The sequence below is a fragment of the Streptococcus mitis genome (assembly GCF_009496155.1).
GTDB lineage: Bacteria > Bacillota > Bacilli > Lactobacillales > Streptococcaceae > Streptococcus > Streptococcus mitis_BQ.
The window spans coordinates 147177-173105 of the sequence record NZ_WIJP01000001.1 but is presented as its reverse complement, the minus strand read 5'-3'; the positions used below and the strand labels follow the sequence as shown (position 1 = coordinate 173105).

26 protein-coding genes, 1 tRNA gene and 1 CRISPR repeat array are annotated in these 25929 nt (G+C 38.7%); of the genes, 7 read left to right on the top strand and 20 right to left on the bottom strand.

Features of this window, described 5'->3' with window-relative positions; genetic code table 11:
• Positions 1 to 230: 230 nt before the first annotated feature.
• From GEZ84_RS00870 to GEZ84_RS00850, 5 genes are all read right to left on the bottom strand, one after another.
• Positions 231 to 1310 (bottom strand): carbamoyl phosphate synthase small subunit, encoded by a 1080-nt coding sequence (locus GEZ84_RS00870; protein ID WP_000166853.1) that lies wholly within the window; start codon positions 1308 to 1310, stop codon positions 231 to 233.
• A 49-nt stretch (positions 1311 to 1359) separates the two neighbouring features.
• On the bottom strand, positions 1360 to 2283 hold the full coding sequence (locus GEZ84_RS00865) for an aspartate carbamoyltransferase catalytic subunit (RefSeq protein ID WP_153222921.1): 924 nt from the start codon (positions 2281 to 2283) through the stop codon (positions 1360 to 1362).
• An 18-nt stretch (positions 2284 to 2301) separates the two neighbouring features.
• On the bottom strand, positions 2302 to 2823 hold the full coding sequence (gene pyrR / locus GEZ84_RS00860) for a bifunctional pyr operon transcriptional regulator/uracil phosphoribosyltransferase PyrR (RefSeq protein WP_000850022.1): 522 nt from the start codon (positions 2821 to 2823) through the stop codon (positions 2302 to 2304).
• Positions 2824 to 3033: 210 nt separating this feature from the next.
• Complete coding sequence (gene nth / locus GEZ84_RS00855) at positions 3034 to 3663, bottom strand: endonuclease III (protein ID WP_033681985.1); 630 nt, start codon at positions 3661 to 3663, stop codon at positions 3034 to 3036.
• Complete coding sequence (locus tag GEZ84_RS00850; RefSeq protein WP_153222920.1) at positions 3663 to 4205, bottom strand: YceD family protein; 543 nt, start codon at positions 4203 to 4205, stop codon at positions 3663 to 3665. The genes nth and GEZ84_RS00850 overlap by 1 nt, the downstream gene beginning before the upstream one ends.
• A 169-nt stretch (positions 4206 to 4374) precedes the next feature.
• On the opposite strand from GEZ84_RS00850, the gene GEZ84_RS00845 reads away from it, so the two are divergent.
• The 3 genes from GEZ84_RS00845 to GEZ84_RS00835 all read left to right on the top strand — a co-directional run bounded on the left by GEZ84_RS00845 (position 4375) and on the right by GEZ84_RS00835 (position 6710).
• A complete protein-coding gene (locus tag GEZ84_RS00845; protein ID WP_153222919.1) occupies positions 4375 to 4716 on the top strand; it encodes a helicase BlpT in 342 nt (113 codons plus the stop codon).
• A gap of 187 nt (positions 4717 to 4903) precedes the next feature.
• A complete protein-coding gene (locus tag GEZ84_RS10765; RefSeq protein ID WP_228113000.1) occupies positions 4904 to 5095 on the top strand; it encodes a hypothetical protein in 192 nt (63 codons plus the stop codon).
• A gap of 55 nt (positions 5096 to 5150) precedes the next feature.
• Positions 5151 to 6710, top strand: a complete 1560-nt coding sequence (locus GEZ84_RS00835) for an ATP-binding cassette domain-containing protein (RefSeq protein WP_153222918.1) — start codon at positions 5151 to 5153, stop codon at positions 6708 to 6710.
• A gap of 44 nt (positions 6711 to 6754) precedes the next feature.
• Here GEZ84_RS00835 and htpX read toward each other — a convergent pair whose 3' ends face one another.
• Together htpX and GEZ84_RS00825 are read right to left on the bottom strand one after the other, a co-directional pair.
• Positions 6755 to 7654, bottom strand: a complete 900-nt coding sequence (gene htpX, locus GEZ84_RS00830; RefSeq protein ID WP_153222917.1) for a zinc metalloprotease HtpX — start codon at positions 7652 to 7654, stop codon at positions 6755 to 6757.
• A gap of 1 nt (position 7655) precedes the next feature.
• Entirely contained in the window at positions 7656 to 8216 is a 561-nt protein-coding gene (locus GEZ84_RS00825; RefSeq protein ID WP_000219828.1) for a LemA family protein, read from the bottom strand.
• Between the two features lie 93 nt (positions 8217 to 8309).
• Between GEZ84_RS00825 and rsmG the strand changes: the two genes are divergently transcribed.
• The gene (gene rsmG, locus GEZ84_RS00820; RefSeq protein ID WP_153222916.1) at positions 8310 to 9023 is read left to right on the top strand and encodes a 16S rRNA (guanine(527)-N(7))-methyltransferase RsmG; all 714 of its coding nucleotides are present in this window, start codon (positions 8310 to 8312) and stop codon (positions 9021 to 9023) included.
• A gap of 205 nt (positions 9024 to 9228) precedes the next feature.
• Entirely contained in the window at positions 9229 to 10512 is a 1284-nt protein-coding gene (locus GEZ84_RS00815; RefSeq protein WP_031227914.1) for a uracil-xanthine permease family protein, read from the top strand.
• A 289-nt stretch (positions 10513 to 10801) separates the two neighbouring features.
• On the opposite strand, the gene ffh is transcribed toward GEZ84_RS00815, so the two are convergent.
• The 3 genes from ffh to GEZ84_RS00795 all read right to left on the bottom strand — a co-directional run bounded on the left by ffh (position 10802) and on the right by GEZ84_RS00795 (position 13185).
• Positions 10802 to 12373: a signal recognition particle protein gene (gene ffh, locus GEZ84_RS00805; protein WP_000863612.1), complete on the bottom strand. Its 1572-nt coding sequence runs from the start codon at positions 12371 to 12373 to the stop codon at positions 10802 to 10804.
• 11 nt (positions 12374 to 12384) lie between these two features.
• Positions 12385 to 12717, bottom strand: coding sequence for a putative DNA-binding protein (locus GEZ84_RS00800; protein WP_000402066.1), 333 nt, complete (start codon positions 12715 to 12717; stop codon positions 12385 to 12387).
• A gap of 90 nt (positions 12718 to 12807) precedes the next feature.
• On the bottom strand, positions 12808 to 13185 hold the full coding sequence (locus GEZ84_RS00795; protein WP_319946398.1) for a DUF1934 domain-containing protein: 378 nt from the start codon (positions 13183 to 13185) through the stop codon (positions 12808 to 12810).
• 71 nt (positions 13186 to 13256) lie between these two features.
• Here GEZ84_RS00795 and GEZ84_RS00790 point away from each other — a divergent pair, with 71 nt between their 5' ends.
• Entirely contained in the window at positions 13257 to 14561 is a 1305-nt protein-coding gene (locus GEZ84_RS00790; RefSeq protein ID WP_153222915.1) for an HD domain-containing protein, read from the top strand.
• Between the two features lie 12 nt (positions 14562 to 14573).
• Positions 14574 to 15380 (top strand): sugar-phosphatase, encoded by an 807-nt coding sequence (gene yidA, locus GEZ84_RS00785; protein WP_153222914.1) that lies wholly within the window; start codon positions 14574 to 14576, stop codon positions 15378 to 15380.
• Positions 15381 to 15461: 81 nt separating this feature from the next.
• Positions 15462 to 17677: a CRISPR direct-repeat array (repeat unit 36 nt; unit sequence GTTGTACAGTTACTTAAATCTTGAGAGTACAAAAAC).
• Between the two features lie 64 nt (positions 17678 to 17741).
• On the opposite strand, the gene csn2-St is transcribed toward yidA, so the two are convergent.
• The 10 genes from csn2-St to GEZ84_RS00735 form a co-directional block, all read right to left on the bottom strand.
• A complete protein-coding gene (csn2-St, locus tag GEZ84_RS00780) occupies positions 17742 to 18791 on the bottom strand; it encodes a CRISPR-associated protein Csn2-St (protein ID WP_153222913.1) in 1050 nt (349 codons plus the stop codon).
• Positions 18788 to 19111, bottom strand: a complete 324-nt coding sequence (cas2, locus tag GEZ84_RS00775; RefSeq protein WP_001268300.1) for a CRISPR-associated endonuclease Cas2 — start codon at positions 19109 to 19111, stop codon at positions 18788 to 18790. Before cas2 ends, csn2-St begins: the two co-directional genes overlap by 4 nt.
• Positions 19112 to 19115: 4 nt before the next feature.
• A complete protein-coding gene (cas1, locus tag GEZ84_RS00770) occupies positions 19116 to 20024 on the bottom strand; it encodes a type II CRISPR-associated endonuclease Cas1 (RefSeq protein WP_153222972.1) in 909 nt (302 codons plus the stop codon).
• A gap of 178 nt (positions 20025 to 20202) precedes the next feature.
• A complete protein-coding gene (cas9, locus tag GEZ84_RS00765; RefSeq protein WP_153222912.1) occupies positions 20203 to 23607 on the bottom strand; it encodes a type II CRISPR RNA-guided endonuclease Cas9 in 3405 nt (1134 codons plus the stop codon).
• A gap of 220 nt (positions 23608 to 23827) precedes the next feature.
• Positions 23828 to 23899: transfer RNA gene (locus GEZ84_RS00760), tRNA-Arg, on the bottom strand.
• A gap of 41 nt (positions 23900 to 23940) precedes the next feature.
• The gene (gene rplS / locus GEZ84_RS00755; protein ID WP_001068669.1) at positions 23941 to 24288 is read right to left on the bottom strand and encodes a 50S ribosomal protein L19; all 348 of its coding nucleotides are present in this window, start codon (positions 24286 to 24288) and stop codon (positions 23941 to 23943) included.
• Between the two features lie 118 nt (positions 24289 to 24406).
• Positions 24407 to 24736 (bottom strand): fluoride efflux transporter CrcB, encoded by a 330-nt coding sequence (gene crcB, locus GEZ84_RS00750; RefSeq protein WP_084891611.1) that lies wholly within the window; start codon positions 24734 to 24736, stop codon positions 24407 to 24409.
• Positions 24730 to 25104: a fluoride efflux transporter CrcB gene (gene crcB / locus GEZ84_RS00745; protein ID WP_153222911.1), complete on the bottom strand. Its 375-nt coding sequence runs from the start codon at positions 25102 to 25104 to the stop codon at positions 24730 to 24732. The genes crcB (GEZ84_RS00750) and crcB (GEZ84_RS00745) overlap by 7 nt, the downstream gene beginning before the upstream one ends.
• Positions 25101 to 25367 (bottom strand): chorismate mutase, encoded by a 267-nt coding sequence (locus GEZ84_RS00740; RefSeq protein ID WP_020902342.1) that lies wholly within the window; start codon positions 25365 to 25367, stop codon positions 25101 to 25103. Before GEZ84_RS00740 ends, crcB (GEZ84_RS00745) begins: the two co-directional genes overlap by 4 nt.
• A 115-nt stretch (positions 25368 to 25482) precedes the next feature.
• Complete coding sequence (locus tag GEZ84_RS00735) at positions 25483 to 25926, bottom strand: flavodoxin (protein ID WP_001162125.1); 444 nt, start codon at positions 25924 to 25926, stop codon at positions 25483 to 25485.
• Positions 25927 to 25929: the final 3 nt, after the last annotated feature.

Sequence of the window (25929 nt, the reverse complement as noted above, 5' to 3'; positions counted from 1 at the left end):
AATCTAGTGCAGGGAGTTTTTAGTTCGCCAAATAGCGACTAAAAGAAACGACCTGCCTTTCTATTCGGCAACTCTCGGGTTGCCATTAAATAAGATACAAAGGACGAATAGAAAGCGATTGAATTTTAGGAAACCAAGGAAAGATTGAAAATCCAAGTTGGTTTCTCTAAATTCCGAGCTTTCCGTCCGTGTTCAGTTAAATAAATTCTCCGACGAGCTTTTACTCGTTCTTAGTTTGATTGTTTAAAAGCTTCCATCATCTCAATAAACTCGTCGAATAGGTAGCTTGCATCGTGTGGACCAGGTGCTGCATCTGGGTGGTATTGAACAGAGAAAGCAGGCTGGTATCTGTGACGTACACCTTCAACTGACTTGTCATTGATTTCTTCGTGGGTAATAATCAAGTGCTCTGGCAAATCCTCACGGCTGACTGCATAACCGTGGTTCTGGCTGGTGAAGTCTACTCGTCCTGTTGCGATTTCACGTACTGCATGGTTAAAGCCACGGTGACCAAACTTCATCTTGTAAGTCTTAGCCCCGTTTGCCATAGCGAAGAGTTGATGCCCCATACAAATACCAAAGATTGGAATTTTCCCTTGCACACCGCGAATCATGTCGAGTGCTTGTGGAACGTCTTCTGGGTTACCTGGTCCATTTGACAACATAACTCCGTCAGGATTAAGATGGAGAATTTCTTCTGCCGTTGTCGAATACGGAACAACCGTCACGTTACAGTTACGTTTAGAAAGTTCACGTAGGATTGAGTGCTTGAGACCAAAGTCCACTAACACGACGCTCAAACCAACTCCTGGAGCTGGATAGGATGTTTTAGTAGAAACCTGTTTAATATTGTCTGTCGGCAATACTGTTGCTTGGAGCTGGTCAGTTACATGGTCCATGCTGTCCCCAACATGGGTCAAGGTTGCTCGCATGGTACCATGCTTACGGATAATCTTGGTGAGGGCACGCGTATCAATTCCTGAAATACCTGGAATTTTCTTGGCTTTCAAAAATTCATCCAGCGTCATTTGATTTCGCCAGTTGCTTGCTCTTCGTGCTTCTTCAAAAACAACGACTCCTTTACAAGTTGGAATGATGGATTCGTAATCATCACGATTAATTCCATAATTTCCCACCAAAGGATAAGTAAAGGTCAAGATTTGTCCATTATAAGACTGGTCTGTAATGGATTCTTGGTAGCCGGTCATACCTGTATTAAAGACGATTTCGCCCGTTACATCAATATCTGCTCCGAAGGCCTTACCTTCAAAAACTGTGCCATCTTCTAATACTAGAAGTCTTTTTGTCATATTTTCACCTCTCGTGGACGCTCACTGGCGTCTTTTAACGTCTTGTGTTTTAGTTGGCGTTTCTACTCGCCAGTACGGATTCTAAGATTGCCATTCGAACAAAGACACCATTGGTCATTTGTTGGACAATCCGTGATTTTGGTGCTTCAACCAAGTGGTCTGCGATTTCTACATCACGATTGACTGGAGCTGGGTGCATGAGGATTGCTGTTTCTTTCAAACGGTCGTAACGTTCTTGAGTCAAGCCATGTTGAGCATGGTAATCTTCTTTTGAAAAGACAGTTCCACTATCATGGCGTTCATGTTGCACACGGAGAAACATCATGACATCCACCTGATCAATGATTTCATCAATGGTTACAAACTGTCCATAGTCTGCAAACTCTTGACTTCTCCATTCCTCAGGTCCAGCAAAATAAAGTTCTGCACCTAAGCGTTTCAAAATCTGCATATTGGATTTGGCAACACGTGAGTGATCCAAGTCACCTGCAATAGCGACCTTTAGAGCCTCAAAGTGACCAAATTCCTCATAAATAGTCATCAAATCAAGCAAGCTCTGGCTAGGGTGTTGTCCCGAACCATCTCCACCATTGATGATGGAAGTCGTAATCGTCGGACTAGCAATCAACTCTCTGTAGTAGTCAACCTCTGGGTGACGAATCACACAGACATCTACTCCTAGAGCAGATAGAGTCAAAATAGTATCATAAAGTGTCTCACCCTTATTTACCGAGCTGGTCTTGACATCAAAGTCAAGTCGTTCCAGTCCCAGTTTGATCTCTGCCACCTCAAAGGACTTATGCGTCCGTGTAGAATCCTCAAAGAAAAGATTGGAAACAATCGGGTGGTTTTCATAAGGAAGCTGAGCTCCGTTTTTAAACTCAATTCCTCGCTTGATCAATTTCATCACTTGATCGACAGTGAGGTCTTCCATGGACACCACATGGTTCAATGCTTGTTGATTTTCTGACATGGCTACTCCTTTAGCTTTCTAAGCTTCTTCAGTAATCAGAACTCTGTCTTGGCCATCAAGTTCTGCCATCTCTACGATGATTTCTTCAGAACGACTAGTAGGGATATTTTTCCCAACGTAATCTGGACGGATTGGCAATTCTCTATGTCCACGATCGACTAGAACTGCTAAACTCACGCGCGCAGGACGACCATGACCGACAATATTATCAATAGCAGCACGGATAGTGCGACCTGTATAAAGCACATCATCCACCAAGATAACTTCACGACCTGTTACATCAACAGAAATCAAAGAAGTATCTTCTCCACTTTTAATATCATCACGGAAAGGTTTAGTATCCAATTCCACAACAGGAACCGAAAGATTTTCTAGTTGCTCCAAACGTTCTTGAATACGGTGGGCGATAAAGACACCACGAGTTTTAATACCAGCCAAGACGATTTTATTCAAATCTTTGTTGCGTTCGATAATCTCGTAAGTAATACGCGTAATCGCCCGTTTGACGGTCAATTCGTCTACAACTTCTTTTGTCTTCATGACAAACCTCCAAAAAGAAAAGTCTCCTTAAACAAGGAGACTTGAAATGTATAGCTAAGCGAGCCCTACTACAAATAGTATAGACTTCACCCTTCTACTTTATCACGCTCCTTGCCTGCCTCACGGGACAGGTTTAAAGGAATATTTAGTTATCAAATACTATAGCACAAAGCGGGCCTAAAATCAAGCAAAAACTTTTGAGCCCCCATCTTATAAATTGCTAAAGTCATATAACTGTGGGTACTGGTCACACTCTGGATTTTTAGGATGACAGATAGCTCTTCCAAAATAAATCATGGCCTGATGGGCAGCTAACCACTGCTCAGGTGGCAAGATATCCATGACCCGCTTTTCCACCTCAAGTGGTGTCGCTGATTTTTTGACGATATCGTGGTGTTTGCAAATACGCTCCACATGAGTGTCTACTGCAAAGGCTGGAATTCCAAACCCTACACTCATGACAACATTGGCTGTCTTGCGACCAACACCTGCTAGACTCTCTAATTCCTCACGTGTCTGAGGAACTTGACCATCAAAATCATCTAGTAACTGTTGGGCACATTTTTTAAGGAATTTAGCCTTATTCCGATACAGTCCCAGGCGAGAAATGTGTGAAGCAATCTCACCCTCTGTCGCAACAGACATGGCTTGTGGCGTTGGAAAGGCAGCAAAGAGACCCGGTGTGGCCTTATTTACCGCTGCATCCGTCGTCTGCGCTGACAACATGACCGCAACCAAGAGTTCAAAATGATTGGTGAAATCAAGACTGGGCTTGGCATCTGGAAAAAGAGCAATGATTTCTTCTAGCACCTTTCGTGCTCGTTTTTTTGACAAGACCATTATTTGTCTCCATCAAATAGTCCTTGTAAGCCAGCAAAAGGACTGTTTTCTTCTTTTTTGACTGCTTGTTGAGCTTGGTATTCTTCTTCTGTCATGATTTGCCAGTCATTTCCTGACACAAAACCTTGACCAGCTTCTTCTTCAGCCGTCAAGATCTTGATAGGAATGTTTAGTAGGATATTGTCTGACACGCTCTCAGCAAGGTCAAGTTCTCCATTTTCGATAGGCAAGACCAAATCATCATCGAGAACCTCTTGATCTAGCTGGTTGGTTGCGCCTTCCATGAAAACTTCCGTGACTGGATAAGATTCAACTAACTCAACTGGCTCCATACTACGACTTGAAGCAAGGACAATGGTATAAGACAACTGATAATCTAAGAAATACATACGGTCTTCGTACTGTACTTTCCCAACTGCAAGGATATCTTTTACATCTAAAATTTCTTGATTACGTGCACGTAGGTCAGCAACTAAATCTAACGTTTGTTCAAAATGCAAGCCTTCAGACTGCTTACGAATTTCTTGAATATTTAATTTCATACTTCCTCCATAAAGATTTACTCTCTTGATTATACCACGAAAAGGCTACAAATCAGCACAGCAAACTTTATAATTGAAATTCGAGTTTTTTAACATATTTACTATGATATCTTTGTTTTTTAGTGCTATACTATAGGCAATAATACAGCAGATCAAGGAGGATGCTCACATGGAAAACAAAGAACTCATTACTAATGCAACCCAACTCCTATCCGAGTTAAATAAAAGTTTCCAAAGCTGCAAACAGGGTAGGGCAGATGATATTCGACTACAAGAGCTGGTAAATACTACTCTGCAAGAGATCAAACAAGAGATCAAAAAAGTGGAAAAGTTGGACAACAGTATCTTAATTGACCTTGAGAAATTTTACAAACCTACCAGTCTTCTCATTGGACTGGGTAGCCTAAAACTAAACGATCAAGCACGCACTGCTTGGCGAAACTATGATAGATTCCATTACGAGCATGTCAAACACGTACTGACTCTTTATGGGCCTGTTTTTGGATTCTAGAGATTAGAATTGTCAGTTTTCTGTTGACAAAATATCCTTAAAGGTATAGGATAGAGGTACTAATAATCGGAGGTAAGGGAGACATGAACAACTAAGTCTATCAAATAAAGAAACTTTATTTAGTAGATCTTGTTTTTGTCTCTTTTTGTGTGCTCTTTTATGCTCTTTTTCTGGCATTTTATACTCAATGAAAATCAAAGAGCAAACTAGGAAGCTAGCCGCAGGTTGCTCAAAGCACTGCTTTGAGGTTGTAGATAAGACTGACGAAGTCAGCTCAAAACACTGTTTTGAGGTTGCGGATAGAACTGACGAAGTCAGTAACCATATCTACGGTAAGGCGACGCTGACGTGGTTTGAAGAGATTTTCGAAGAGTATTAATAGAGTTTTTTTGACATAGATTTTGGCTCTACTAGGTAAAGTAGAGCTTTTTGTTATGCACAATCGACATTCTAGAAAGGGCAATCATATGATAAAAATCAATCACCTGACCATCACACAAAACAAAGATTTACGAGACCTTGTCTCTGATCTAAGCATGACCATCCAGGATGGGGAAAAGGTAGCTATTATTGGAGAGGAAGGAAATGGCAAATCAACATTGCTGCGAGCCTTAATGGGAGAAGCATTGCCTACTTTCACTATCAAGGGAGACATCCAGTCTGACTATCAGTCACTGGCCTACATTCCTCAAAAACTCCCCAAGGAGCTGAAAAATATAAGTTTACACGACTACTTCTTTTTGTCTTCTATTGATTTAGACTACAGTATTCTTTATCGTTTGGCTGAGGAGTTGCATTTTGATAGCGATCGCTTCGCTAGTGACCAAAATATTGGCAGTCTATCAGGGGGCGAAGCTTTGAAAATTCAGCTCATCCATGAGTTAGCCAAACCCTTTGAGATTCTATTTTTAGATGAACCTTCAAATGACTTGGACCTTGAAACAGTTGAATGGCTAAAAGGTCAGATTCGCAAGATTAGGCAAACTGTTATTTTCATTTCCCATGATGAAGACTTCCTTTCTGAAACGGCTAATACTATTGTCCACTTGCGACTGGTCAAGCACCGTAAAGAAGCAAAAACGCTAGTAGAGCATTTAGACTATGATAGCTATAGCGACCAGAGAAAGGCTAATTTTGCCAAACAAAGCCAGCAAGCTGCTAACGACCAAAGAGCCTACGATAAAACCATGGAAAAACATCGGCGAGTCAAGCAAAATGTAGAAACTGCGCTGCGAGCTACCAAAGATAGTACTGCTGGGCGCCTATTGGCTAAAAAGATGAAAACTGTCCTCTCTCAAGAAAAACGCTACGAAAAGCTAGCTCAGGCCATGACCCAAAAGCCACTTGAAGAAGAACACATTCAACTTTTCTTCTCGGATATACAGCCATTACCGGCATCCAAAGTCTTAATCCAACTGGAAAAAGAAAATTTGTCCATTGGCGAGCGAATTTTGATGCAAGAACTACAACTAACTGTCCGTGCCCAAGATAAAATCGGTATCATCGGGCCAAATGGTGTTGGAAAATCGACTCTGCTATCCAAGTTGCAACAACTGCTTAGCGCAAAAAGAGAGATTTCACTTGGTTTTATGCCACAAGATTACCACAAAAAACTGCAATTGAATTTATCCCCAATCGCCTATCTCAGCAAAACTGGGGAAAAAGAGGAACTGCAGAAAATCCAATCTCACTTAGCCAGTCTCAATTTCAGTTATCCAGAAATGCAGCATCAAATTCGCTCCTTATCTGGCGGGCAACAGGGTAAACTCCTGCTTTTAGATTTAGTCTTACTCAAACCAAACTTTCTCCTGCTGGATGAACCCACACGAAATTTTTCTCCAACTTCTCAACCCGAAATTAGAAAACTCTTTGCAACCTATCCAGGCGGTCTCATCACTGTTTCGCATGACCGTCGTTTCTTAAAAGAAGTCTGTTCGACCATCTATCGCTTAACAGAACACGGTCTGGAGGTAGTTAATTTAGAAGATTTATAAATTTGCAACATAGCAAAAATCCAGAGACGACCTCTGGATTCCTTTTACATATGTTTTAAACGTTCAATCCGTTCTGAGATAGGTGGGTGGGTATAAAAGAGTTTTTGGAACCCTCCCCCTCTCTTAGGATCATTGATATAAAGTGCACTGCTGGCATCATCGACAGGACGACTCATCGGTTTACTATTATCCAACTTACCTAGAGCATTTATCATTCCTTGAGGATTGCGCGTCAACTCAACACTAGAAGCATCAGCTAGGAATTCCCTCTGACGAGAAATAGCTAGTTGTACCAAGGTGGCAGCAAGAGGTGCCAGCACAATAGCTAGGAGGGAAACCACTAGCATAATGATCTCTAAGCCATTTCCTTCTCGATCATCGTCACTTCGTCTGCTACCTGCGCCACCCCACCACATCATACGACCTGCCATACTAGAAAGCATGGTGATAGCACTAGCAAGGGCAACAGCAATAGTCGAAATACGGATATCGTAATTACGAATATGACTGACTTCATGTCCCATAACTGCTTCTAGTTCTTCACGATTCATGATAGCTAGGAGACCTGACGTCGCAGCAACTGCCGCGTTTTGAGGGTTAGAACCTGTCGCAAAGGCATTTAAGGCTGGATCATCAATGATGAAAACACGAGGCATAGGAATCTGAGCCACCATAGCCATATCTTCCACTACATGGTAGAGGTCTGGTGCCGTTTGCTCATCCACCTCACGCGCTCCATTCATGGACATGACAATCTCTGTCGATTGAAAAATCATGGATAAGGCATAGATAAAGCCGATAATCAGTGCGATAACCAAACCACCAAGCCCCGAGCGCATAAAGAGGTAACCAACCGCATAGCCAACAAGAGCTAAGAGTAGGAAAAATACCAGCAACAAAACCCAGGTTTTTCGTTTATTGCTTGCAATTTGATCAAACAGCATCTTAGTCACCTAAACCGCTAAAATCAACTTTAGGTACTGCCTTTTCCTCTTCTGGAGTTTGAAGGAAATCTGCTGCTTTAAATCCAAACATTCCAGCGATAATATTGCTTGGGAAAGTTTCTAATTTTACATTGTAGTTGCTGACAACACTATTGTAGAGTTGACGAGAGTATGAAATTTTATTTTCTGTATTGGTCAACTCCTCTTGCAATTTAACAAAATTTGCACTAGCTTTCAAATCTGGATAACTTTCTGCAACTGCAAAAATACCTGAAACCTGACGAGTAAGGGCATCACTAGCTTTCATAGCTTCTGCTGGTGAAGTTGCTGCCGCCACTTGGTTACGCAGTTCTGCCACCTTTTCAAGGGTAGAACCTTCATATTTGGCATAACCTTTTACAGTTTCAATCAAGTTTGGCAAAAGGTCATTTCGACGTTTCAACTGAACATCAATCTGACTCCAAGCCTCCTTTGTTTGCATACGATTCTTAACCAAACCGTTATAGCTAACAATCACGAAAATAACAACAAGAGCGATAACTCCAAGAATAATCCAAGTCATTATATAAGTCCTTTCTACTTTTAGATTAGTACCAGTATATCAAATTTTTTATGATTGTGGTAAAATAAGATGATACTAAAGAAGGAAAACACTATGAAACCAGAAACATTTTACAATTTGCTTGCCGAGCAAAAACTTCCACTTTCGGATCAGCAAAAAAAACAATTTGAACGTTATTTTGAGCTCTTGGTCGAGTGGAATGAAAAGATTAATTTAACAGCCATTACGGACAAGGAAGAAGTTTATCTCAAACATTTTTACGATTCGATTGCACCCATTCTTCAAGGTTTGATTCCCAATGAAACTATCAAACTTCTTGATATCGGAGCTGGAGCAGGATTTCCAAGTCTGCCGATAAAAATTCTCTATCCTCAGTTAGATGTGACCATCATTGATTCACTCAATAAGCGCATCAACTTCCTCCAACTCTTGGCTCAAGAACTGAATTTGGACAATGTTCATTTCTACCATGGACGTGCAGAAGACTTTGCCCAAGACAAGAACTTCCGTGCTCAATATGATTTTGTAACGGCTCGTGCGGTTGCCCGCATGCAGGTTTTGTCTGAATTGACTATTCCCTACCTTAAGGTTGGCGGAAAACTATTGGCACTCAAGGCCAGCAATGCGCCTGAGGAGTTATTTGAAGCTAAGAATGCCCTCAATCTCCTCTTCAGTAAGGTCGAAGACAATCTCAGCTACGCCCTACCAAATGGAGATCCGCGTTATATCACAGTGGTAGAAAAGAAAAAAGAAACGCCCAACAAATACCCAAGAAAGGCTGGCATGCCAAATAAACGCCCGCTTTAAATTTTTAAGTAAAAAAATATTTACAAAGTTTGTAATTTTTGCTATACTATCACAAGCAAAGGTTTTTAATGTCATCCCGTGAGGTGACGAAGACGCAGAAATATTTGAAACTCTTTAAAGTCTAGATTTTAAAGAAGTCTTACTCTGAGGGCCTATTGCTGTAAAATAATGGGCTCTTTTTTTGATGCCCAAAAGTGAGGTTTATATGAAACAAGAATCAACTGTTGATTTGTTACTAGACGTTGACCAACGTCCTTCGGCTGGCAAAGGAATTCTCCTTAGCTTCCAACACGTTTTCGCCATGTTTGGTGCGACCATCTTGGTACCCTTGATTTTGGGAATGCCTGTATCTGTTGCCCTTTTTGCTTCAGGTGTTGGAACACTCATCTACATGATTTCAACTGGTTTTAGAGTTCCAGTTTATCTAGGTTCTTCATTTGCCTTTATCACAGCAATGTCGCTTGCTATGAAAGAAATGGGTGGTGATGTATCTGCTGCTCAAACAGGGGTTATCTTGACTGGTTTGGTCTATGTCCTTGTGGCTGCTGGTGTTCGTTTTGCAGGTACAAAATGGATTGATAAACTCTTGCCACCAATCATCATCGGACCTATGATCATCGTTATCGGTCTTGGCCTTGCGGGTTCAGCTGTTACCAACGCTGGTCTTGTAGCTGATGGAAACTGGAAAAATGCTCTTGTAGCAGTTGTTACTTTCTTGATTGCTGCCTTTATCAATACCAAAGGAAAAGGCTTCCTACGAATCATTCCATTCCTCTTTGCCATTATTGGTGGTTACCTCTTCGCGCTAACTCTTGGTTTGGTTGACTTTACGCCAGTTCTTAAAGCTAACTGGTTTGAAATCCCTGGTTTCTACTTGCCATTTAGCACAGGTGGTGCCTTTAAAGAATACAATCTTTACTTTGGTCCAGAAACCATCGCCATCTTGCCAATCGCTATCGTAACAATTTCTGAACATATCGGAGACCATACTGTTTTGGGTCAAATCTGTGGCCGTCAATTCTTGAAAGAACCAGGTCTTCACCGTACTCTTCTTGGTGACGGTATCGCAACTTCTGTTTCTGCCTTCCTTGGTGGACCAGCCAATACAACTTACGGAGAAAATACAGGGGTTATCGGTATGACTCGTATCGCTTCTGTCTCAGTTATCCGTAACGCTGCCTTTATCGCAATTGCCCTTAGCTTCCTTGGTAAATTCACTGCCTTGATTTCAACCATTCCAAATGCTGTACTTGGTGGTATGTCAATCCTTCTCTATGGGGTTATCGCCAGCAACGGTTTGAAAGTCTTGATCAAAGAACGTGTTGATTTTGGTCAAATGCGTAACCTAATCATAGCAAGTGCTATGTTGGTCCTTGGACTTGGAGGAGCTATACTTAAACTCGGTCCAGTTACCCTTTCAGGTACTGCCCTATCAGCCATGACAGGAATCATCTTGAATTTGATCTTGCCATACGAAAATAAAGACTAATACTCTTCGAAAATCTCTTCAAACAACGTCAACGTCGCCGTAGATATATGTTACTGACTTCGTCAGTTCTATCTGCAACCTCAAAACAGTGTTTTGAGCTGACTTTGTCAGTCTTATCTACAACCTCAAAGCAGTGCTTTGAGCAACCTGCGGCTAGTTTTCTAGTTTGTTCTTTGATTTTCATTGAGTATAAGAATCTAAACACATCGAAAAAACGAGCATTTCCAACTACGGAAGTGCTCATTTTTCTTCTTTCTAAAAAAGGAAAGCCCTGCGGCCTTCCTTTATCTTACTTGCGTTTCTTCTTTGCTTTCTTCATTTTATTAGCCATGCGTTTCATAGACTGTTTCATGGCAAATTCACCGATTTTACCTTTGAGTCCACCTCCAAACATCTGGCTCATATCCGGCATTCCTGCTCCTCCGAGAGCTGACAAATCAGGCATACCGCCTTGTCCCATCATTCCTTCAAGGGCTGACATATCCATTCCTCCCATATTTGGCATATTTTTTGGAAGGTTGTTTGGATTGATTCCCATCTGCTTCATCATCTTGTTCATATCACCAGACATAACACCCTGCATGAGTTGTTTGGCCTGATTAAAGTCCTTGATGAATTTATTGACTTCGACAAAGGTATTTCCAGAACCTGCAGCGATACGACGGCGACGACTTGGATTTAACAAATCTGGATTTTCACGTTCTTCAGGTGTCATGGAAGACACAATGGCACGTTTGCGCGCAATCTGGCGCTCATCCACTTTCATGTTTTGAAGGGCTGGATTGTTGGCCATGCCTGGAATCATCTTGAGCAAGTCTTCCATTGGTCCCATGTTTTGCACCTGATCCAACTGATCGATGAAATCATTGAAATCAAAGGTGTTTTCACGCATCTTCTCAGCCATTTCAAGGGCTTTTTGCTCATCGTATTCTTGAGAAGCTTTCTCAATTAAGGTCAGCATATCCCCCATGCCAAGGATACGGCTAGACATACGGTCTGGGTGGAAGGTTTCAATGTCCGTAATCTTTTCACCCGTACCAGTGAACTTGATTGGTTTTCCAGTAATGTGACGAACAGATAGAGCCGCACCACCACGAGTGTCCCCATCAATCTTGGTAAGGATAACCCCAGTGACTTCTAACTGAGCATTAAACTCACGCGCAACATTGGCCGCTTCTTGACCAATCATGGCATCAACGACGAGCAGAATTTCGTTTGGTTGGGCTAGTGCTTTCACGTCACGAAGTTCATTCATCAAAAGCTCATCAATCTGCAAACGACCTGCCGTATCAATCAAGACATAGTCATTATGATTAGCTTGGGCTTGTTCCAAACCTTGACGAACAATCTCCACAGCTGGTACCTCTGTTCCAAGAGCGAAAACAGGTACATCAATCTGTTGTCCCAATGTTTTAAGCTGGTCAATGGCAGCAGGACGATAAATATCCGCCGCAATCATCAAAGGACGAGCATTTTCTTCTTTCTTGAGTTTATTAGCCAACTTACCTGCAAAGGTTGTTTTACCAGCCCCCTGCAAACCGACCATCATGATGATTGTAGGAATCTTAGGTGACTTGATAATCTCTGCCGTATCAGAACCTAAAACGGCGGTCAGTTCCTCATCAACGATTTTGATAATCTGTTGCGCAGGATTAAGGGTATCAATGACTTCATGTCCGACTGCACGCTCACGAACTTTCTTGATAAAGTCCTTTACAACGGGCAAGGCAACGTCGGCTTCAAGCAAGGCCAAGCGAATCTCTTTGGTTGCCTCTTGAACATCAGCCTCTGATATTTTTCCTTTTTTGCGTAGATTTTTAAAGACGTTCTGCAAACGTTCTGTTAAACTTTCAAATGCCATTATTCTTCCTCTTATTCTCTATTATCAATGCTTGTTAAAATTTCTATCTGCTCCTGCAGAAAGTCATCCTTGGGATAGCGCTCCAAAATCTGGTCAAAAATCTGACTGCGGACAATGTAGTCCGAGTACATGTGCAATTTCATCTCATAATCTTCCAGAATCTTTTCTGTCCGCTTGATATTATCATAGACAGCCTGACGACTGACACCAAACTCCTCGGCAATCTCAGCAAGGCTGTAATCATCAGCGTAGTAAAGCTCTATATAATTCATTTGCTTGTCTGTCAAAAGCGCCGCATAAAATTCAAAGAGCGCATTCATACGATTGGTTTTTTCAATTTCCATAACTTTTATTATACCAAAAATTAGCCTAATCTACCACACTAACAGGCTAATCCAAGAAGATAGCTAGCTAAATTTGAAAAAGACATAAGCCTAGCCCCAAGTAATTTCCAATTGATAGCTGGCGAAGGACTGTCCCTCTTGATTTTGTAGTTGATAGTCTAAATGAATCTTTTGACCATCCACTTCATAGCGACTGGTTTGGATAATAAACTCCTGCACACCCATAGGTGTAGGAATATAGGCCAAACTATCACTATCCTTTAGGAAGCGCATAATGGTCTTGGGGTTGGAAAAACGGCTCATCACCAGTTCTTGACCATGAAATTTAATAACCACTTTTTCCTTTTCCTCATTATAGAAAAGCAGGTAGCTATAATCTCCCTTTTCATGCACTTCTACATCATAGAGTTGGTCAATCACTTCCAACTGCTCATCAAACTGAATCGTATTTCGCATCCGAATCTTCACATCAGGTCCTCTTTCTTGTCTCTTGTCCTACTATTTTACCAAAAACTCTAGCTTTTTGCTATAATGGTCATATGAACGAAAAAGTATTCCGTGACCCAGTTCACAACTACATCCATGTCAATAATCAAATCATCTACGACTTGATCAATACAAAAGAATTTCAACGCTTGCGCCGGATCAAGCAACTGGGAACGTCCAGTTATACCTTCCACGGTGGAGAGCACAGTCGCTTCTCTCACTGTCTAGGCGTCTATGAAATTGCACGACGTATCACAGAGATTTTTGAAGAAAAATATCCTGAGGAATGGAATCCTGCCGAGTCTCTCTTGACCATGACAGCTGCTCTCCTACATGACCTTGGGCATGGTGCCTATTCCCATACTTTTGAACATCTCTTTGATACAGACCATGAAGCCATTACTCAAGAGATTATCCAAAGCCCTGAGACAGAGATTCACCAAGTCCTACTACAAGTGGCGCCAGATTTCCCAGAAAAGGTTGCCAGTGTCATAGACCACACCTATCCTAACAAGCAGGTCGTGCAACTCATTTCCAGCCAAATTGATGCGGACCGCATGGACTATCTCTTGCGCGACTCCTATTTTACGGGAGCATCTTATGGGGAATTTGACCTGACTCGAATCCTCCGAGTCATTCGTCCTATCGAAAATGGTATCGCCTTTCAGCACAATGGCATGCACGCCATCGAAGACTACGTCCTCAGTCGCTACCAGATGTACATGCAGGTCTATTTCCACCCAGCAACACGCGCCATGGAAGTTCTCCTGCAGAATCTCCTCAAACGCGCTAAGGAACTCTATCCTGAGGACAAGGACTTCTTTACACGAACTTCTCCACATCTCTTGCCTTTCTTTGAAAAAAATGTGACCTTGTCTGACTATCTGGCTCTGGATGATGGCGTGATGAATACCTACTTCCAGCTCTGGATGACCAGTCCTGACAAGATTCTCGCAGACTTGTCGCAACGCTTTGTCAACCGCAAGGTCTTTAAATCCATTACCTTTTCACAAGAAGACCAAAACCAACTTGCTAGCATGAGAAAATTGGTTGAGGACATCGGCTTTGATCCAGACTACTACACTGCCATTCATAAGAACTTTGACCTCCCTTATGATATCTATCGTCCCGAATCTGAAAATCCTCGGACACAGATTGAGATTTTACAGAAAAATGGAGAACTGGCCGAACTCTCTAGCCTGTCTCCTATCGTCCAATCCCTTGCTGGCAGTCGCCACGGAGATAATCGTTTCTATTTTCCAAAGGAAATGTTGGACCAAAACAGTATCTTCGCAAGTATCACCCAGCAATTTTTACACTTGATTGAGAACGATCATTTTACCCCAAATAAAAACTAGAAGAGGAAATGTATGAGTATTAAACTAATTGCCGTTGATATCGACGGAACCCTAGTCAACAGTCAGAAAGAAATCACACCTGAAGTCTTTTCTGCCATCCAAGACGCCAAAGAAGCTGGTGTCAAAGTCGTGATTGCAACTGGCCGCCCTATCGCAGGTGTTGCCAAACTTCTGGACGACTTGCAGTTGAGAGACGAGGGTGACTATGTAGTGACCTTCAACGGTGCCCTTGTCCAAGAAACTGCTACAGGACATGATATTATCAGTGAATCCTTGACCTATGAGGATTATCTAGATATGGAATTTCTCAGTCGTAAGCTCGGTGTCCACATGCACGCCATTACCAAGGATGGAATCTACACTGCCAATCGCAATATCGGAAAATACACAGTGCACGAATCAACCCTCGTCAGCATGCCGATTTTCTACCGCACTCCTGAAGAAATGGCTGACAAAGAAATCGTCAAGTGTATGTTCATCGATGAACCTGAGATTCTTGATGCTGCGATTGAAAAGATACCAGCAGAATTTTACGAGCGCTACTCTATCAACAAGTCTGCTCCTTTCTACCTCGAACTCCTTAAAAAGAATGTTGACAAGGGTTCATCCATCACTCACTTAGCTGAAAAACTAGGATTGACCAAAGATCAAACCATGGCTATCGGTGACGAAGAAAATGACCGTGCCATGCTGGAAGTCGTTGGTAACCCCGTGGTCATGGAAAATGGAAATCCAGAAATCAAAAAAATCGCCAAATACATCACTAAATCTAACGATGAATCCGGCGTAGCCCATGCTATCCGTACATGGGTACTGTAAAAGAAAAGAATATAATAGAATAGACGAAAACCGCTCAGCCGAGCGGTTTTTTATAAGTTAGAGAATCGCTAATATTATCTAAATGTACAGTTACTTAAATCTTGAGAGTACAAAAACTCATTTCGCTTGGTTCGGTGGAGACGTAGAGTTGTACAGTTACTTAAATCTTGAGAGTACAAAAACGGATATTTTTATCAAATTCATTGAAGAATAGTTGTACAGTTACTTAAATCTTGAGAGTACAAAAACGAAGAGCTGCGTATTTAACAAATCCATGAAGTTGTACAGTTACTTAAATCTTGAGAGTACAAAAACTGTTAAACCAGTCGTCCGCTTCCTTGCTCTGTTGTACAGTTACTTAAATCTTGAGAGTACAAAAACCTTCGTGATGGTGCTTTGTTGTTGCTCAAGGTTGTACAGTTACTTAAATCTTGAGAGTACAAAAACTAAGCAAGAGGAAGTAAAAAAAGAAATACTGTTGTACAGTTACTTAAATCTTGAGAGTACAAAAACTGGTGGTCAAAGCGAGTCAGCTCAAACGCTGTTGTACAGTTACTTAAATCTTGAGAGTACAAAAACCCTGATAGGAAGCGAGTCTCGTTCGTTTTTTTGTTGTACAGTTACTTAAATCTTGAGAGTACAAAAACCATTCTGATAGCCTTGTACTAGATATCGACGTTGTACAGTTACTTAAATCTTGAGAGTACAAAAACACCTGAAATAGCCTGGCTTAACCATCAATAGTTGTACAGTTACTTAAATCTTGAGAGTACAAAAACTGTGATTTTCTCACCAGTCTCAACATCAACGTTGTACAGTTACTTAAATCTTGAGAGTACAAAAACATCCAGAAAAATTGATGAAATTCATTGATGGTTGTACAGTTACTTAAATCTTGAGAGTACAAAAACAAAGCTTTTTCTTGTGCTTTATTACCTGCTGTTGTACAGTTACTTAAATCTTGAGAGTACAAAAACAGACGGTCTGTCTCATGATATCGTTTAATCGTTGTACAGTTACTTAAATCTTGAGAGTACAAAAACCAGATTCAGTTTCACCAAGAACGCCCATCAGTTGTACAGTTACTTAAATCTTGAGAGTACAAAAACATTTTGGAAAGTTGTCTGTTATTGGTTTGAGTTGTACAGTTACTTAAATCTTGAGAGTACAAAAACTGGCTGAATAGTTCCATATTCTTACACCTGGTTGTACAGTTACTTAAATCTTGAGAGTACAAAAACAGACAGAGGAAGAAAAAGAAAGTGGATTCTGTTGTACAGTTACTTAAATCTTGAGAGTACAAAAACCGAACCATAGGAACGCAATCGGTAACCGAGGTTGTACAGTTACTTAAATCTTGAGAGTACAAAAACAGGTTTGTAACCCTTGATTTTGACTTTCATGTTGTACAGTTACTTAAATCTTGAGAGTACAAAAACTGACAACCTGGAATGCAACCACACCGTTTAGTTGTACAGTTACTTAAATCTTGAGAGTACAAAAACTAGTAACTTCTGTGAGTTTACCGATATACAGTTGTACAGTTACTTAAATCTTGAGAGTACAAAAACATTCTTCTAGTAGTTCTTTACCTGCGTCTAGTTGTACAGTTACTTAAATCTTGAGAGTACAAAAACTTGGAGAAATTGACACAGTTGTCTCAGTCTGTTGTACAGTTACTTAAATCTTGAGAGTACAAAAACTAACAGGTTACTATATAGACAATATGGTTTGTTGTACAGTTACTTAAATCTTGAGAGTACAAAAACAAGTATGGACGGTATCAGATGGTGGCAATAGTTGTACAGTTACTTAAATCTTGAGAGTACAAAAACTCTGACCTTGCCTACTCTTGAATAAGAAATGTTGTACAGTTACTTAAATCTTGAGAGTACAAAAACATGGTGCGCAGTAGTGAAAATGCGTAAGAAGTTGTACAGTTACTTAAATCTTGAGAGTACAAAAACCTTCAATCATTCCTAGTTGACGCTTTACAAGTTGTACAGTTACTTAAATCTTGAGAGTACAAAAACACAACCTATGTCGCTATTTAGAAGAAAATAGTTGTACAGTTACTTAAATCTTGAGAGTACAAAAACACATGGGTAGACTTGAAAGGGTCAGAGTATGTTGTACAGTTACTTAAATCTTGAGAGTACAAAAACTACGTGCAGTTAGAAATTATGTGGGACAAGGTTGTACAGTTACTTAAATCTTGAGAGTACAAAAACACATGGATAAAGCTAGCGTACTTGCTCGCAGTTGTACAGTTACTTAAATCTTGAGAGTACAAAAACCTCAAATTAGTCAATTTTGATTTTTGTTCCCTCAAAACCATTATAAAATCTTAAATCCAACTCGTCAATACCATTCTTTCAAATATTTCAATAACATTGGATTGATTGATTCAATATGAAATTTTGTTTTCATTTCATACTGATATAATTTGTTTAAAATCTTTAATGCTACTTGATCCTCTATAGATAAACTCATATGGAGAATTTCTGAACTAAATAAATACGGTCCAATCTTTCTCAAAGAGATTAAAAATTCTTTCTCATTAGGTATTTGATTTATTGGATACTGATTGGTAAAGCGATCATACATAAATTCTAGAGAATAAAAATGATCAACATAATCGGAAACAATATTGATTTCCTCTAAAACTTCTTTCGTGACATGAAGATAACCTTCATTTGAAGGAAACAACACAATATATAATGAGTTACTATGATTAGTAAGAAACTCCATTTTCTCGCAACATTCAACAAAATCATTATAGGATAAAAAATCATCCAAATTTCGTAATACAAGTAAAAACTTTTCAGAACTGTTCGTCGCCATGACTTCTAACATGGAAAGAAATAATAAAAACTTTGTCTTATTGTCTACAAATTCAAAGGATATATTTTTATCATTTGTTCCAAAGTATGGTAAAAAATTTTTTTGAATTAATTGATTCGTATTAAAATATTTTGCTTCAGTATGATAGATAATATCATCTATTTGAAGATTCAACTTCTGATTCAATAAAAGTGAAATCCTATCTAGATTGTCATTGATCTTTTCAATTTGCTCCATTATCTCTATAGAATTAATCTTTTTCTTTATATAATCATAGGCTACTGTTCCTTTTTTATATTCCATTTGTTCAATTAAATCATTGATATTGGACACTTGAATTACACTAAATTCTGACCGGGAAACCATTGTATCGTCTATTAGTATTTTAGGCTCATTTTGTTCAAATAGAACTAAATCTTCCTCACTATATTTTTTTCCTCCAAAATACCACAATAGTATCTGCCAAATATAGTATTTTAATTGCTGATCTTGACCTACAATTTGAGTAAATTGATCAAAACTTAATGAAATATTATCCTTATACGGATGACTAATGTTCATTTTCATATAACTACCAACTTATTATCGCTGACTACTTCTTCTTGCTTTGTTTTTCCACCAATGATTAAAACCATTTCAGAAAATTGTTTTTCAGTCACAGCTAGCAAACGGACATTCCCGCTTGGTAAATTACTCTGACTTAATTTTTTATAGAATTTACTAGCAAAACTTCGGTTCGGACAGGTTCTATAATAAACAGAAAACTGTAACATTTCAAAACCATTTGCAATTAAATCTTTCCGAAAATTACGATAGACTCTTTTTTCTTGATTTGTTTCCATTGGTAGATCAAAAAAACACAATAATCTCAATGCTTCATACCTCATTTCTTTAGCTCCATTCTACACTCGACACCATTGGACAGTAAAATTTACTAGTATCCTTATCAGAGATACATTTTAGAAAACCTTTGACATATTTATCCATTGCTACCGTTACAGAACACGTTTCTTTACCGTAACGAATCTTCGCATTTAGTGTATCCGTCAACGCAAGACGAAATTCATATTTTAAATACTCTTCATCTCGTAAATTTTGATAGACCCAGACATCGATAATCTGCCGAAAAGGTTCCATTAGGTCATCAACCAAGTTAAATTGATTATATTCATTCTTATGAAAAATTCCTATTAAGGGATTTAACCCATACCCAGAAATAATACGTGCCATCTGAGCTCTCATGATTGCATAACCATAATTTAGGCCAGCATTGATAACATCCGTTTCCTGTTGTGTAAGACGTACGAATTTCTTTCCAAATAATTCATTGAAATAAACTTTTGCAGCATGGCCTTCACGATTGGTTTTATCTCCAAACTCAATATGCTCTTTATACTCCGCTAGTAATTGTATACAATCAATATTCTTCTCAAACATTGCAAGAACATCTTGCTGATTGTTTATTTTGAAATAAGTAACTATCTGCCATAATTTATCTTTTTGCTCCTGCGTCCACAATAATTGCTCCTGTAATTTTTTATAGGCTCTAAAATGGCCATTTTGAGAATGGTAAATTCCTGTAGGCAAGTGCTCATTATCGCAGACAATTAAGGCAATATTATACTTACTTAAAGCACTTAATAACCTTAAAGTTACAACAGTATCCCCTCCTTCTGCTACAATTATCGAAATATCACTCAGTGGGATAACATAGTCTTGACCCATTTTCTTAATCAGAAGATTATCTAACTTCAATTGCATTTTTTCACTCTGACAGACATGCACAATTCTCCAAGTCATCGTATTTTCCTCTTTCCCAAAACGAAAACACCCAGCCATAAATGACAGGGTGTTGAATTCGGCATGAAGCCTTATCTTTGTAGCTTCTGCAAGATTTAAGTAACTGTGCAAGGCGTCCCTTACAATTACTATTATAATACATTGTAAAAGCCTTTGCAACTCTTTTTTAAAATATTTTTTAAAATTTGAGTTTTGGTTCGTCACCCTCTTTTTTAATGAAATGTTTATTACCTAAAATATCTGTTTTGACTTTATAAATAGAAAGATTTTCTATCTGCATATTTTTTTGTAATTGATTAGAGGAAGGTGGCACCTTTCCTAATACCTCCAGTTCTTCACCTTTCTCAAATCTTGCTTTTTCATAAGGTTTCAATTCTATTTTATGTTTTTCAAAACTTTTTGGATTATCTTTCCCAGTACGAGACCAAAATCTAAAAATTTGTTGACAATTCGTTTCAGTATCTTTGATTAAAATTAAATCATTTTTATATAGAGTAAACTTAAATTCAGAATTTTTACCAATTCCCTCTTTCTCTCTTAATTTATTATACGTCTCTGTAGAAATACCATAAGCACCACCTTCTTCAAAAGGCAAATCTGCATACTTTAATCCTAAAAATTCATATTTTTTAGTTTCCATATTGTAATACACATCTGTTCTCCAAGGATTTAAAGATAACAAAGCTACAGTATTTCGACTCCCTTCAGGAGTTATATTTTTGTGTTTACCTAATAAAATATCGTAATATTTCAGACTTTTAATTTCTGGACCATTATCTTTTTTACTGTACTTACGGATTGATCCATTTTCTTGTCTATATTTCTCAAATGGATTAAAATCAACTAATTTTCCAGTTTTATCGTATTCTTTAAATGGTCGATATTGTTCCATTATCTTCTCGATTACTTCATCCCAAGTCTTTCTATCTTTCTGAAACATTAAGAATTGGGATTTATCCTTATTGTATAAATTTAAAAACTTATAGAACCCAGTTTTAGAAGGGGTTTTAGTCCCTAAAGAATAGATATCTTTAATTTTTCCCAAAGTATAAGTGTATTCTTTTTTCTCTTTATCCAACTTTGCTTTTCTTGTTGCGTAAATAGTAGCGTCTGAAATTTTTCGATTGAATTTTGAATCTACTTGATAAGAAAATAGTATACTATCCTCAAACTTCTTGCTACGCAATGTATCAACAAAATGGTCATAAGGAGCTTTAAACACTAACTCTTTGTATTCATCATCAGTTAATGAAATAATTTCTCCAGTTTCTGAATCAACAAACTGTCCTTCTTTATAAGAAATCAGAGGATTATTCTGTTTTTTCCATAATCTTAATTGACTCGAAGCGGCAATAATTAAGGCATCAACAGCATGATGATGGTAAGTCTCACGAGACTTTTCAAGCCTCCACTTTCTTCTTAGCTGAGAGGTAAATTGTCCACGTACCACCGAAATAGTTGTATCAAATTTATGAGCTTTATAAAAATCTTGTAGAGCATTTAAAACAACACGCGATGAGTATCGAGTATCAACTAAATTCCGTTCGATAAACTTCTGCTTCACTTCAATTTTACTAATGTCTTCTTCCGTTAAAAGGTAATCTTTCTTTTTATTACCTAATAATTTAGAATCTTTTACATATGATTTAAACTCACGATATGACCAAGCATCATCCATACTGTCTAATGCCTGAAACGGTGTTCGCTGCCCCTTCTCCTGGTTTGCTGTAGCTAGAACCAATACTTTATTAGATAGACTATCATCAAACGATAAAGATAGAGGTAAAATATGATCAATTTCGTACTTGTACTGATTGTGAATTAAATCTGAAATTGGAATATTCTTCCCAGTATAGAGACACTTCTCTCCCTGCTGGTGCCATAAACGAATCTTAGTAGCCAATTCCTTATGCCCATGAAAAATACTATCTGGTAACTCTTTTTTCCCATTGTATTGGAATGCAGCCTTTTCCATAGCAGCATTTTTCTCATCATGGTTTGCCTTTTGACGTTTTATATAATCTTTCTTAGCATCTTCTTCGTTATTCTCTCGTGCCATTTCGATAACAATATCATCAAAGATACCATATTTTTTAGTTGCTTCGTTGATTATCTTTATGGCCTGTCTGACAGATTTTGCTACCACAGGATTATAGATTTCTTCTGTTACTTCTTTTTCATCAATATACTTAGTTCTTTTTGATGTTTCTTTAAATTTTTGTTTACCCAATCGTGTTAGAATTGCCATCTGCTCTTCTGAAGTTTCATAGAGTTCTGGTATCAATTCCATCATGAGTTTAAGAGAAAAATTATGCCATCCCTTACTAAATAGACTACTATTATTTTTTCTAAATTGAACCAATTCAAGTATTTGGTCTTGACTAAATACATCCATTAACTTTGTATTAATCGCTTCTTCTATACCTTCTCGTTCAGTATTTAGAGTTAAAATATGAGCAAGCTCATCTAGAACTTCTCTAGAAAATTCTCCAACTGGAATTGTTTCTAGCGACTGCATTTTTCGATAGACTTCAAAAGTGTGCATTTCAGGTTTATTGTTTACATCAACTCGATAACCACGTATCTGTTCTACTGAAGCATCAATCATTTTAGCAATGTATTTCAATAAGGTTGAAGCCCCTAATGTTTTCGCCGACTTCACATATTCAACGATTGTTTTCTTTTGTTCCTCACTCAGTTTCTTGGTCTCTGTAGGAACTGTTAAATTATTTAAATCATTTAGCAAATTAAACTCTTGAGCAGTATAGGAAGCTTTTGAAGCCCTGTATTCATTCGGATAAAATGTACATTTACCAATTAAAATACCAAAAATATTATCTAACGTCGTGCCGTCTGTTCTGAAACGTCCATAATCCGTCCGAGATTTTTCATTACCTGGCCCATGATAGTATTTTCTTTTCTCTGTAAGGATTTTTAAGTAATCTTCTATAAACTTATCCGTGATCTGATTATTAAATTCTTGCTGTTTTCTAAGAATTCGTTCAGCTTCTTTTCTATAAGCAGATGTTGAAAAAACGTTAATTAATCGGTGCTTATCGCCTTTTTCTTCAACAGTAAAATCTCCCCTTACTTGACCATATTTTTCAAAACGCTCTAGTTGGATTTGACCAGGTGTTTGTTCAGTAAGTAATTTTCTATTTTCCTCAACTGCCTTACCATAATCAGACGATACTGCACCACCATCCTCAGAAGCATCATCTAAATAGCTAATCCCACGTCTCTTAACAATGTTCTTTAAAGCTATGAACAGCTCCTCATTCGTTAGTTGCTGATTCAAGCCATGTACTCGAAGCCGATATGGATTAAGATTAATGGATACCTTAGAAAAATCAGTTAACAAACCATAGTCATCAAATAGATCCTGAAAGCGAACAACACGGTGTTTTTTCCTACGATTTAATCGTCTACCTTGTCTACTGTTTCTTCTTTCAACATTATTATCAGCAGTTGCAGCTGGGAAAATACGAGAATTCGTATGGATAATCTCACCAGTATCTTTTTTTAGAATACCTACACCTACTGATCCAATACCAATATCCAAACCTAAAACTAAACCGTTCATAATCAAACTCCTAACTAATTATCATATTAATTAAATTTTACCCTTTACTTCCTAAAAAATCAAATCATTATAAGCAATTACTAAAAATCTTTTACTATTATATAATTATATAAAAATTCTCCCATCTCCTTCATTCACGAAAAACAAAAAAGCGTAATCTAACGCTTTTGGAGTTCTATTTTAACTTGAATGATTTCTACATAAAAATCAATAGTTTCTATGCCCCCTGCAGGAATCGAACCTGCAACTACTCCTTAGGAGGGAGTTGTTATATCCATTGAACTAAGGGAGCTAGATAAAAACTCTGCTGAAAAGCAGAGTTTTTTAGTCGAATTAACGACGGATTTCTTTGATACGAGCTGCCTTACCTTGAAGAGCACGCAAGTAGTACAATTTCGCACGACGTACTTTACCGTAACGTACAACTTCGATTTTTTCAACACGTGGAGTGTGGATTGGGAAGATACGCTCAACACCTACACCGTTAGAGATTTTACGAACTGTATAGTTTTCAGAGATGCCAGCACCTTTACGTGCAATAACAACACCTTCAAAAATCTGGATACGTTCACGGTTACCTTCGACAACTTTCGCGTGTACACGAACAGTGTCACCAGGACGGAATGATGGGATATCTGTACGAAGTTGACCTTCAGTCAAGCTTTGGATTAATGGATTCATTTTATTCTCCTATCTTTGTCAATCTTGAGGAACCTTCCTCAGCGGATAAACTGTATTTTTGTGCGTCCATTACACACAAGATACAGTTTACCAAATTTCCACAAAAAAGTAAAGAAATTTATAGCAGAATTCCTAAAAAAATCGCAACTAAACCACCTAGGTAGGTCAAAGTCAGGTACGAATAAAAGACCTTCTTATCGCTTAGCAACCTTTGGAGTTCGTCATTCAAGGTCGAAAAAGTTGTCAAACCACCACAAAATCCTGTTGCTAGAATAGCATAGACTTCCTTAGACTCCACATGATTGTAGAATAATCCAATCAAAAAACAACCTAGAAGATTGGCTATGAGCGTTCCGAGTGGCAATTTAGAAGCTTGATTATAGCGGGAAAAGAAATACCGTACGAGCGCTCCGAAGCCACAAGCAATTGCAAGATAAATGATTACCATTTCTTCCTCCCTAAATAGTAAGCTAAAAGCAGGCCTCCACCGATGTTCAAAAGCAAATACAGGACTAAACTAAGATAACGCCCTGTATCCAGTAGTTTTACAGCATCAAGCATTAGACTGGAAAAGGTTGTCAAACCTCCACAAAAGCCCGTCCCTAGTGCTAAAATAACTCCCTTACTGGTTCCCTTATAGACCAAATAGCCCTTAACAAGATAAACCAAGCAGAAAATACCTAGATAGTTAACAAGAAGGGTTCCCCAAGGAAAGTCAGGACTGGCTGGTAACCAAGTGGAAACTAGGTAGCGGACAAGTCCGCCCAACATAGCAGCTAGTAAAATCCCTAGAGGATAAAAATGTTCTTTTTTCATTTGATATTTTGATCCTGATAATCACGCGAACGTTTGAGTATGTCCGAAAAAGTCGCTACAATAGTCTCCTGATAGCGCTTGTCCTCTACACGACTCCTAACCTTTTCAAAGATAATTGCTTCTCTCTTGGTATCTAAAATCGGTTTCCCTGAAGCCTTCTTATAAGCGACAACCCCTTCAACTAAATGCATTCGTTCTTCTAACAGTTTGACAATTTGATCGTCAATTTGATCAATTTCTTGACGAATAATATCTAAATCCATACAGTCTCCTCCTTTATTTGAATTATTGTATCAAAAAGCCATCAAATAGGCTAGTAAAATCCCAACTCACGATAAGAAAAATGCACTGATTGATTGTATCAGCGCACGTTTATACTTATCCTACTTTAGCAGCCAATTCTTCTGCGAATTGTTCCAAGCGTTCAATGTCTTCTTCCTCAGCAGAAAGATCAACTTTAACACACTCTGAACCTTTTTCTGCCCCTGTCGCTACAAAAACGCGGTCAAAGTCATCAACAGCCTTACAGAATTCATCATAGAAGGTATCTCCTGAGCCGACCACTCCGTAGATTTTACCATTCAAGTTGAGATCTGCAAGGTCTTCGTAGAAGTCCATCATCTCATCTGGCAATTCACCATCACCATAAGTATAGGTCGCAACGATAGCGATGTCTGCTTCCAAGAAGTCTGAAGCGTCAACAGTTGTACATTCATCAACATCGACATCCAAGCCCAAGTCACGTAATTTGTCTGCTACAATATCTGCAATCTCTTCGGTATTACCGGTCATACTGGCAAATACAATTTTTGCTAATGCCATATC

Excerpts from the sequence above, each read along its gene's own strand:
- GEZ84_RS10765 (WP_228113000.1), top strand. The coding sequence starts at position 4,904 with ATGAAAATCAAAGAGCAAACTAGGAAGCTAGCCGCAGGTTGCTCAAAG.
- cas2 (WP_001268300.1), bottom strand. The coding sequence starts at position 19,111 with ATGAGGTATGAAGCATTGAGATTATTGTGTTTTTTTGATCTACCAATG.
- cas1 (WP_153222972.1), bottom strand. The coding sequence starts at position 20,024 with ATGACTTGGAGAATTGTGCATGTCTGTCAGAGTGAAAAAATGCAATTG.
- csn2-St (WP_153222913.1), bottom strand. The coding sequence starts at position 18,791 with ATGAAAATGAACATTAGTCATCCGTATAAGGATAATATTTCATTAAGT.
- GEZ84_RS00850 (WP_153222920.1), bottom strand. The coding sequence starts at position 4,205 with ATGAAATTAAATATTCAAGAAATTCGTAAGCAGTCTGAAGGCTTGCAT.
- GEZ84_RS00865 (WP_153222921.1), bottom strand. The coding sequence starts at position 2,283 with ATGTCAGAAAATCAACAAGCATTGAACCATGTGGTGTCCATGGAAGAC.
- pyrR (WP_000850022.1), bottom strand. The coding sequence starts at position 2,823 with ATGAAGACAAAAGAAGTTGTAGACGAATTGACCGTCAAACGGGCGATT.
- GEZ84_RS00825 (WP_000219828.1), bottom strand. The coding sequence starts at position 8,216 with ATGACTTGGATTATTCTTGGAGTTATCGCTCTTGTTGTTATTTTCGTG.
- GEZ84_RS00835 (WP_153222918.1), top strand. The coding sequence starts at position 5,151 with ATGCACAATCGACATTCTAGAAAGGGCAATCATATGATAAAAATCAAT.
- GEZ84_RS00870 (WP_000166853.1), bottom strand. The coding sequence starts at position 1,310 with ATGACAAAAAGACTTCTAGTATTAGAAGATGGCACAGTTTTTGAAGGT.
- nth (WP_033681985.1), bottom strand. The coding sequence starts at position 3,663 with ATGGTCTTGTCAAAAAAACGAGCACGAAAGGTGCTAGAAGAAATCATT.
- yidA (WP_153222914.1), top strand. The coding sequence starts at position 14,574 with ATGAGTATTAAACTAATTGCCGTTGATATCGACGGAACCCTAGTCAAC.
- GEZ84_RS00815 (WP_031227914.1), top strand. The coding sequence starts at position 9,229 with ATGAAACAAGAATCAACTGTTGATTTGTTACTAGACGTTGACCAACGT.
- htpX (WP_153222917.1), bottom strand. The coding sequence starts at position 7,654 with ATGCTGTTTGATCAAATTGCAAGCAATAAACGAAAAACCTGGGTTTTG.
- GEZ84_RS00735 (WP_001162125.1), bottom strand. The coding sequence starts at position 25,926 with ATGGCATTAGCAAAAATTGTATTTGCCAGTATGACCGGTAATACCGAA.
- rsmG (WP_153222916.1), top strand. The coding sequence starts at position 8,310 with ATGAAACCAGAAACATTTTACAATTTGCTTGCCGAGCAAAAACTTCCA.
- rplS (WP_001068669.1), bottom strand. The coding sequence starts at position 24,288 with ATGAATCCATTAATCCAAAGCTTGACTGAAGGTCAACTTCGTACAGAT.
- crcB (WP_153222911.1), bottom strand. The coding sequence starts at position 25,104 with ATGAAAAAAGAACATTTTTATCCTCTAGGGATTTTACTAGCTGCTATG.
- GEZ84_RS00790 (WP_153222915.1), top strand. The coding sequence starts at position 13,257 with ATGAACGAAAAAGTATTCCGTGACCCAGTTCACAACTACATCCATGTC.
- cas9 (WP_153222912.1), bottom strand. The coding sequence starts at position 23,607 with ATGAACGGTTTAGTTTTAGGTTTGGATATTGGTATTGGATCAGTAGGT.
- GEZ84_RS00845 (WP_153222919.1), top strand. The coding sequence starts at position 4,375 with ATGGAAAACAAAGAACTCATTACTAATGCAACCCAACTCCTATCCGAG.
- crcB (WP_084891611.1), bottom strand. The coding sequence starts at position 24,736 with ATGGTAATCATTTATCTTGCAATTGCTTGTGGCTTCGGAGCGCTCGTA.
- GEZ84_RS00800 (WP_000402066.1), bottom strand. The coding sequence starts at position 12,717 with ATGGAAATTGAAAAAACCAATCGTATGAATGCGCTCTTTGAATTTTAT.
- ffh (WP_000863612.1), bottom strand. The coding sequence starts at position 12,373 with ATGGCATTTGAAAGTTTAACAGAACGTTTGCAGAACGTCTTTAAAAAT.
- GEZ84_RS00740 (WP_020902342.1), bottom strand. The coding sequence starts at position 25,367 with ATGGATTTAGATATTATTCGTCAAGAAATTGATCAAATTGACGATCAA.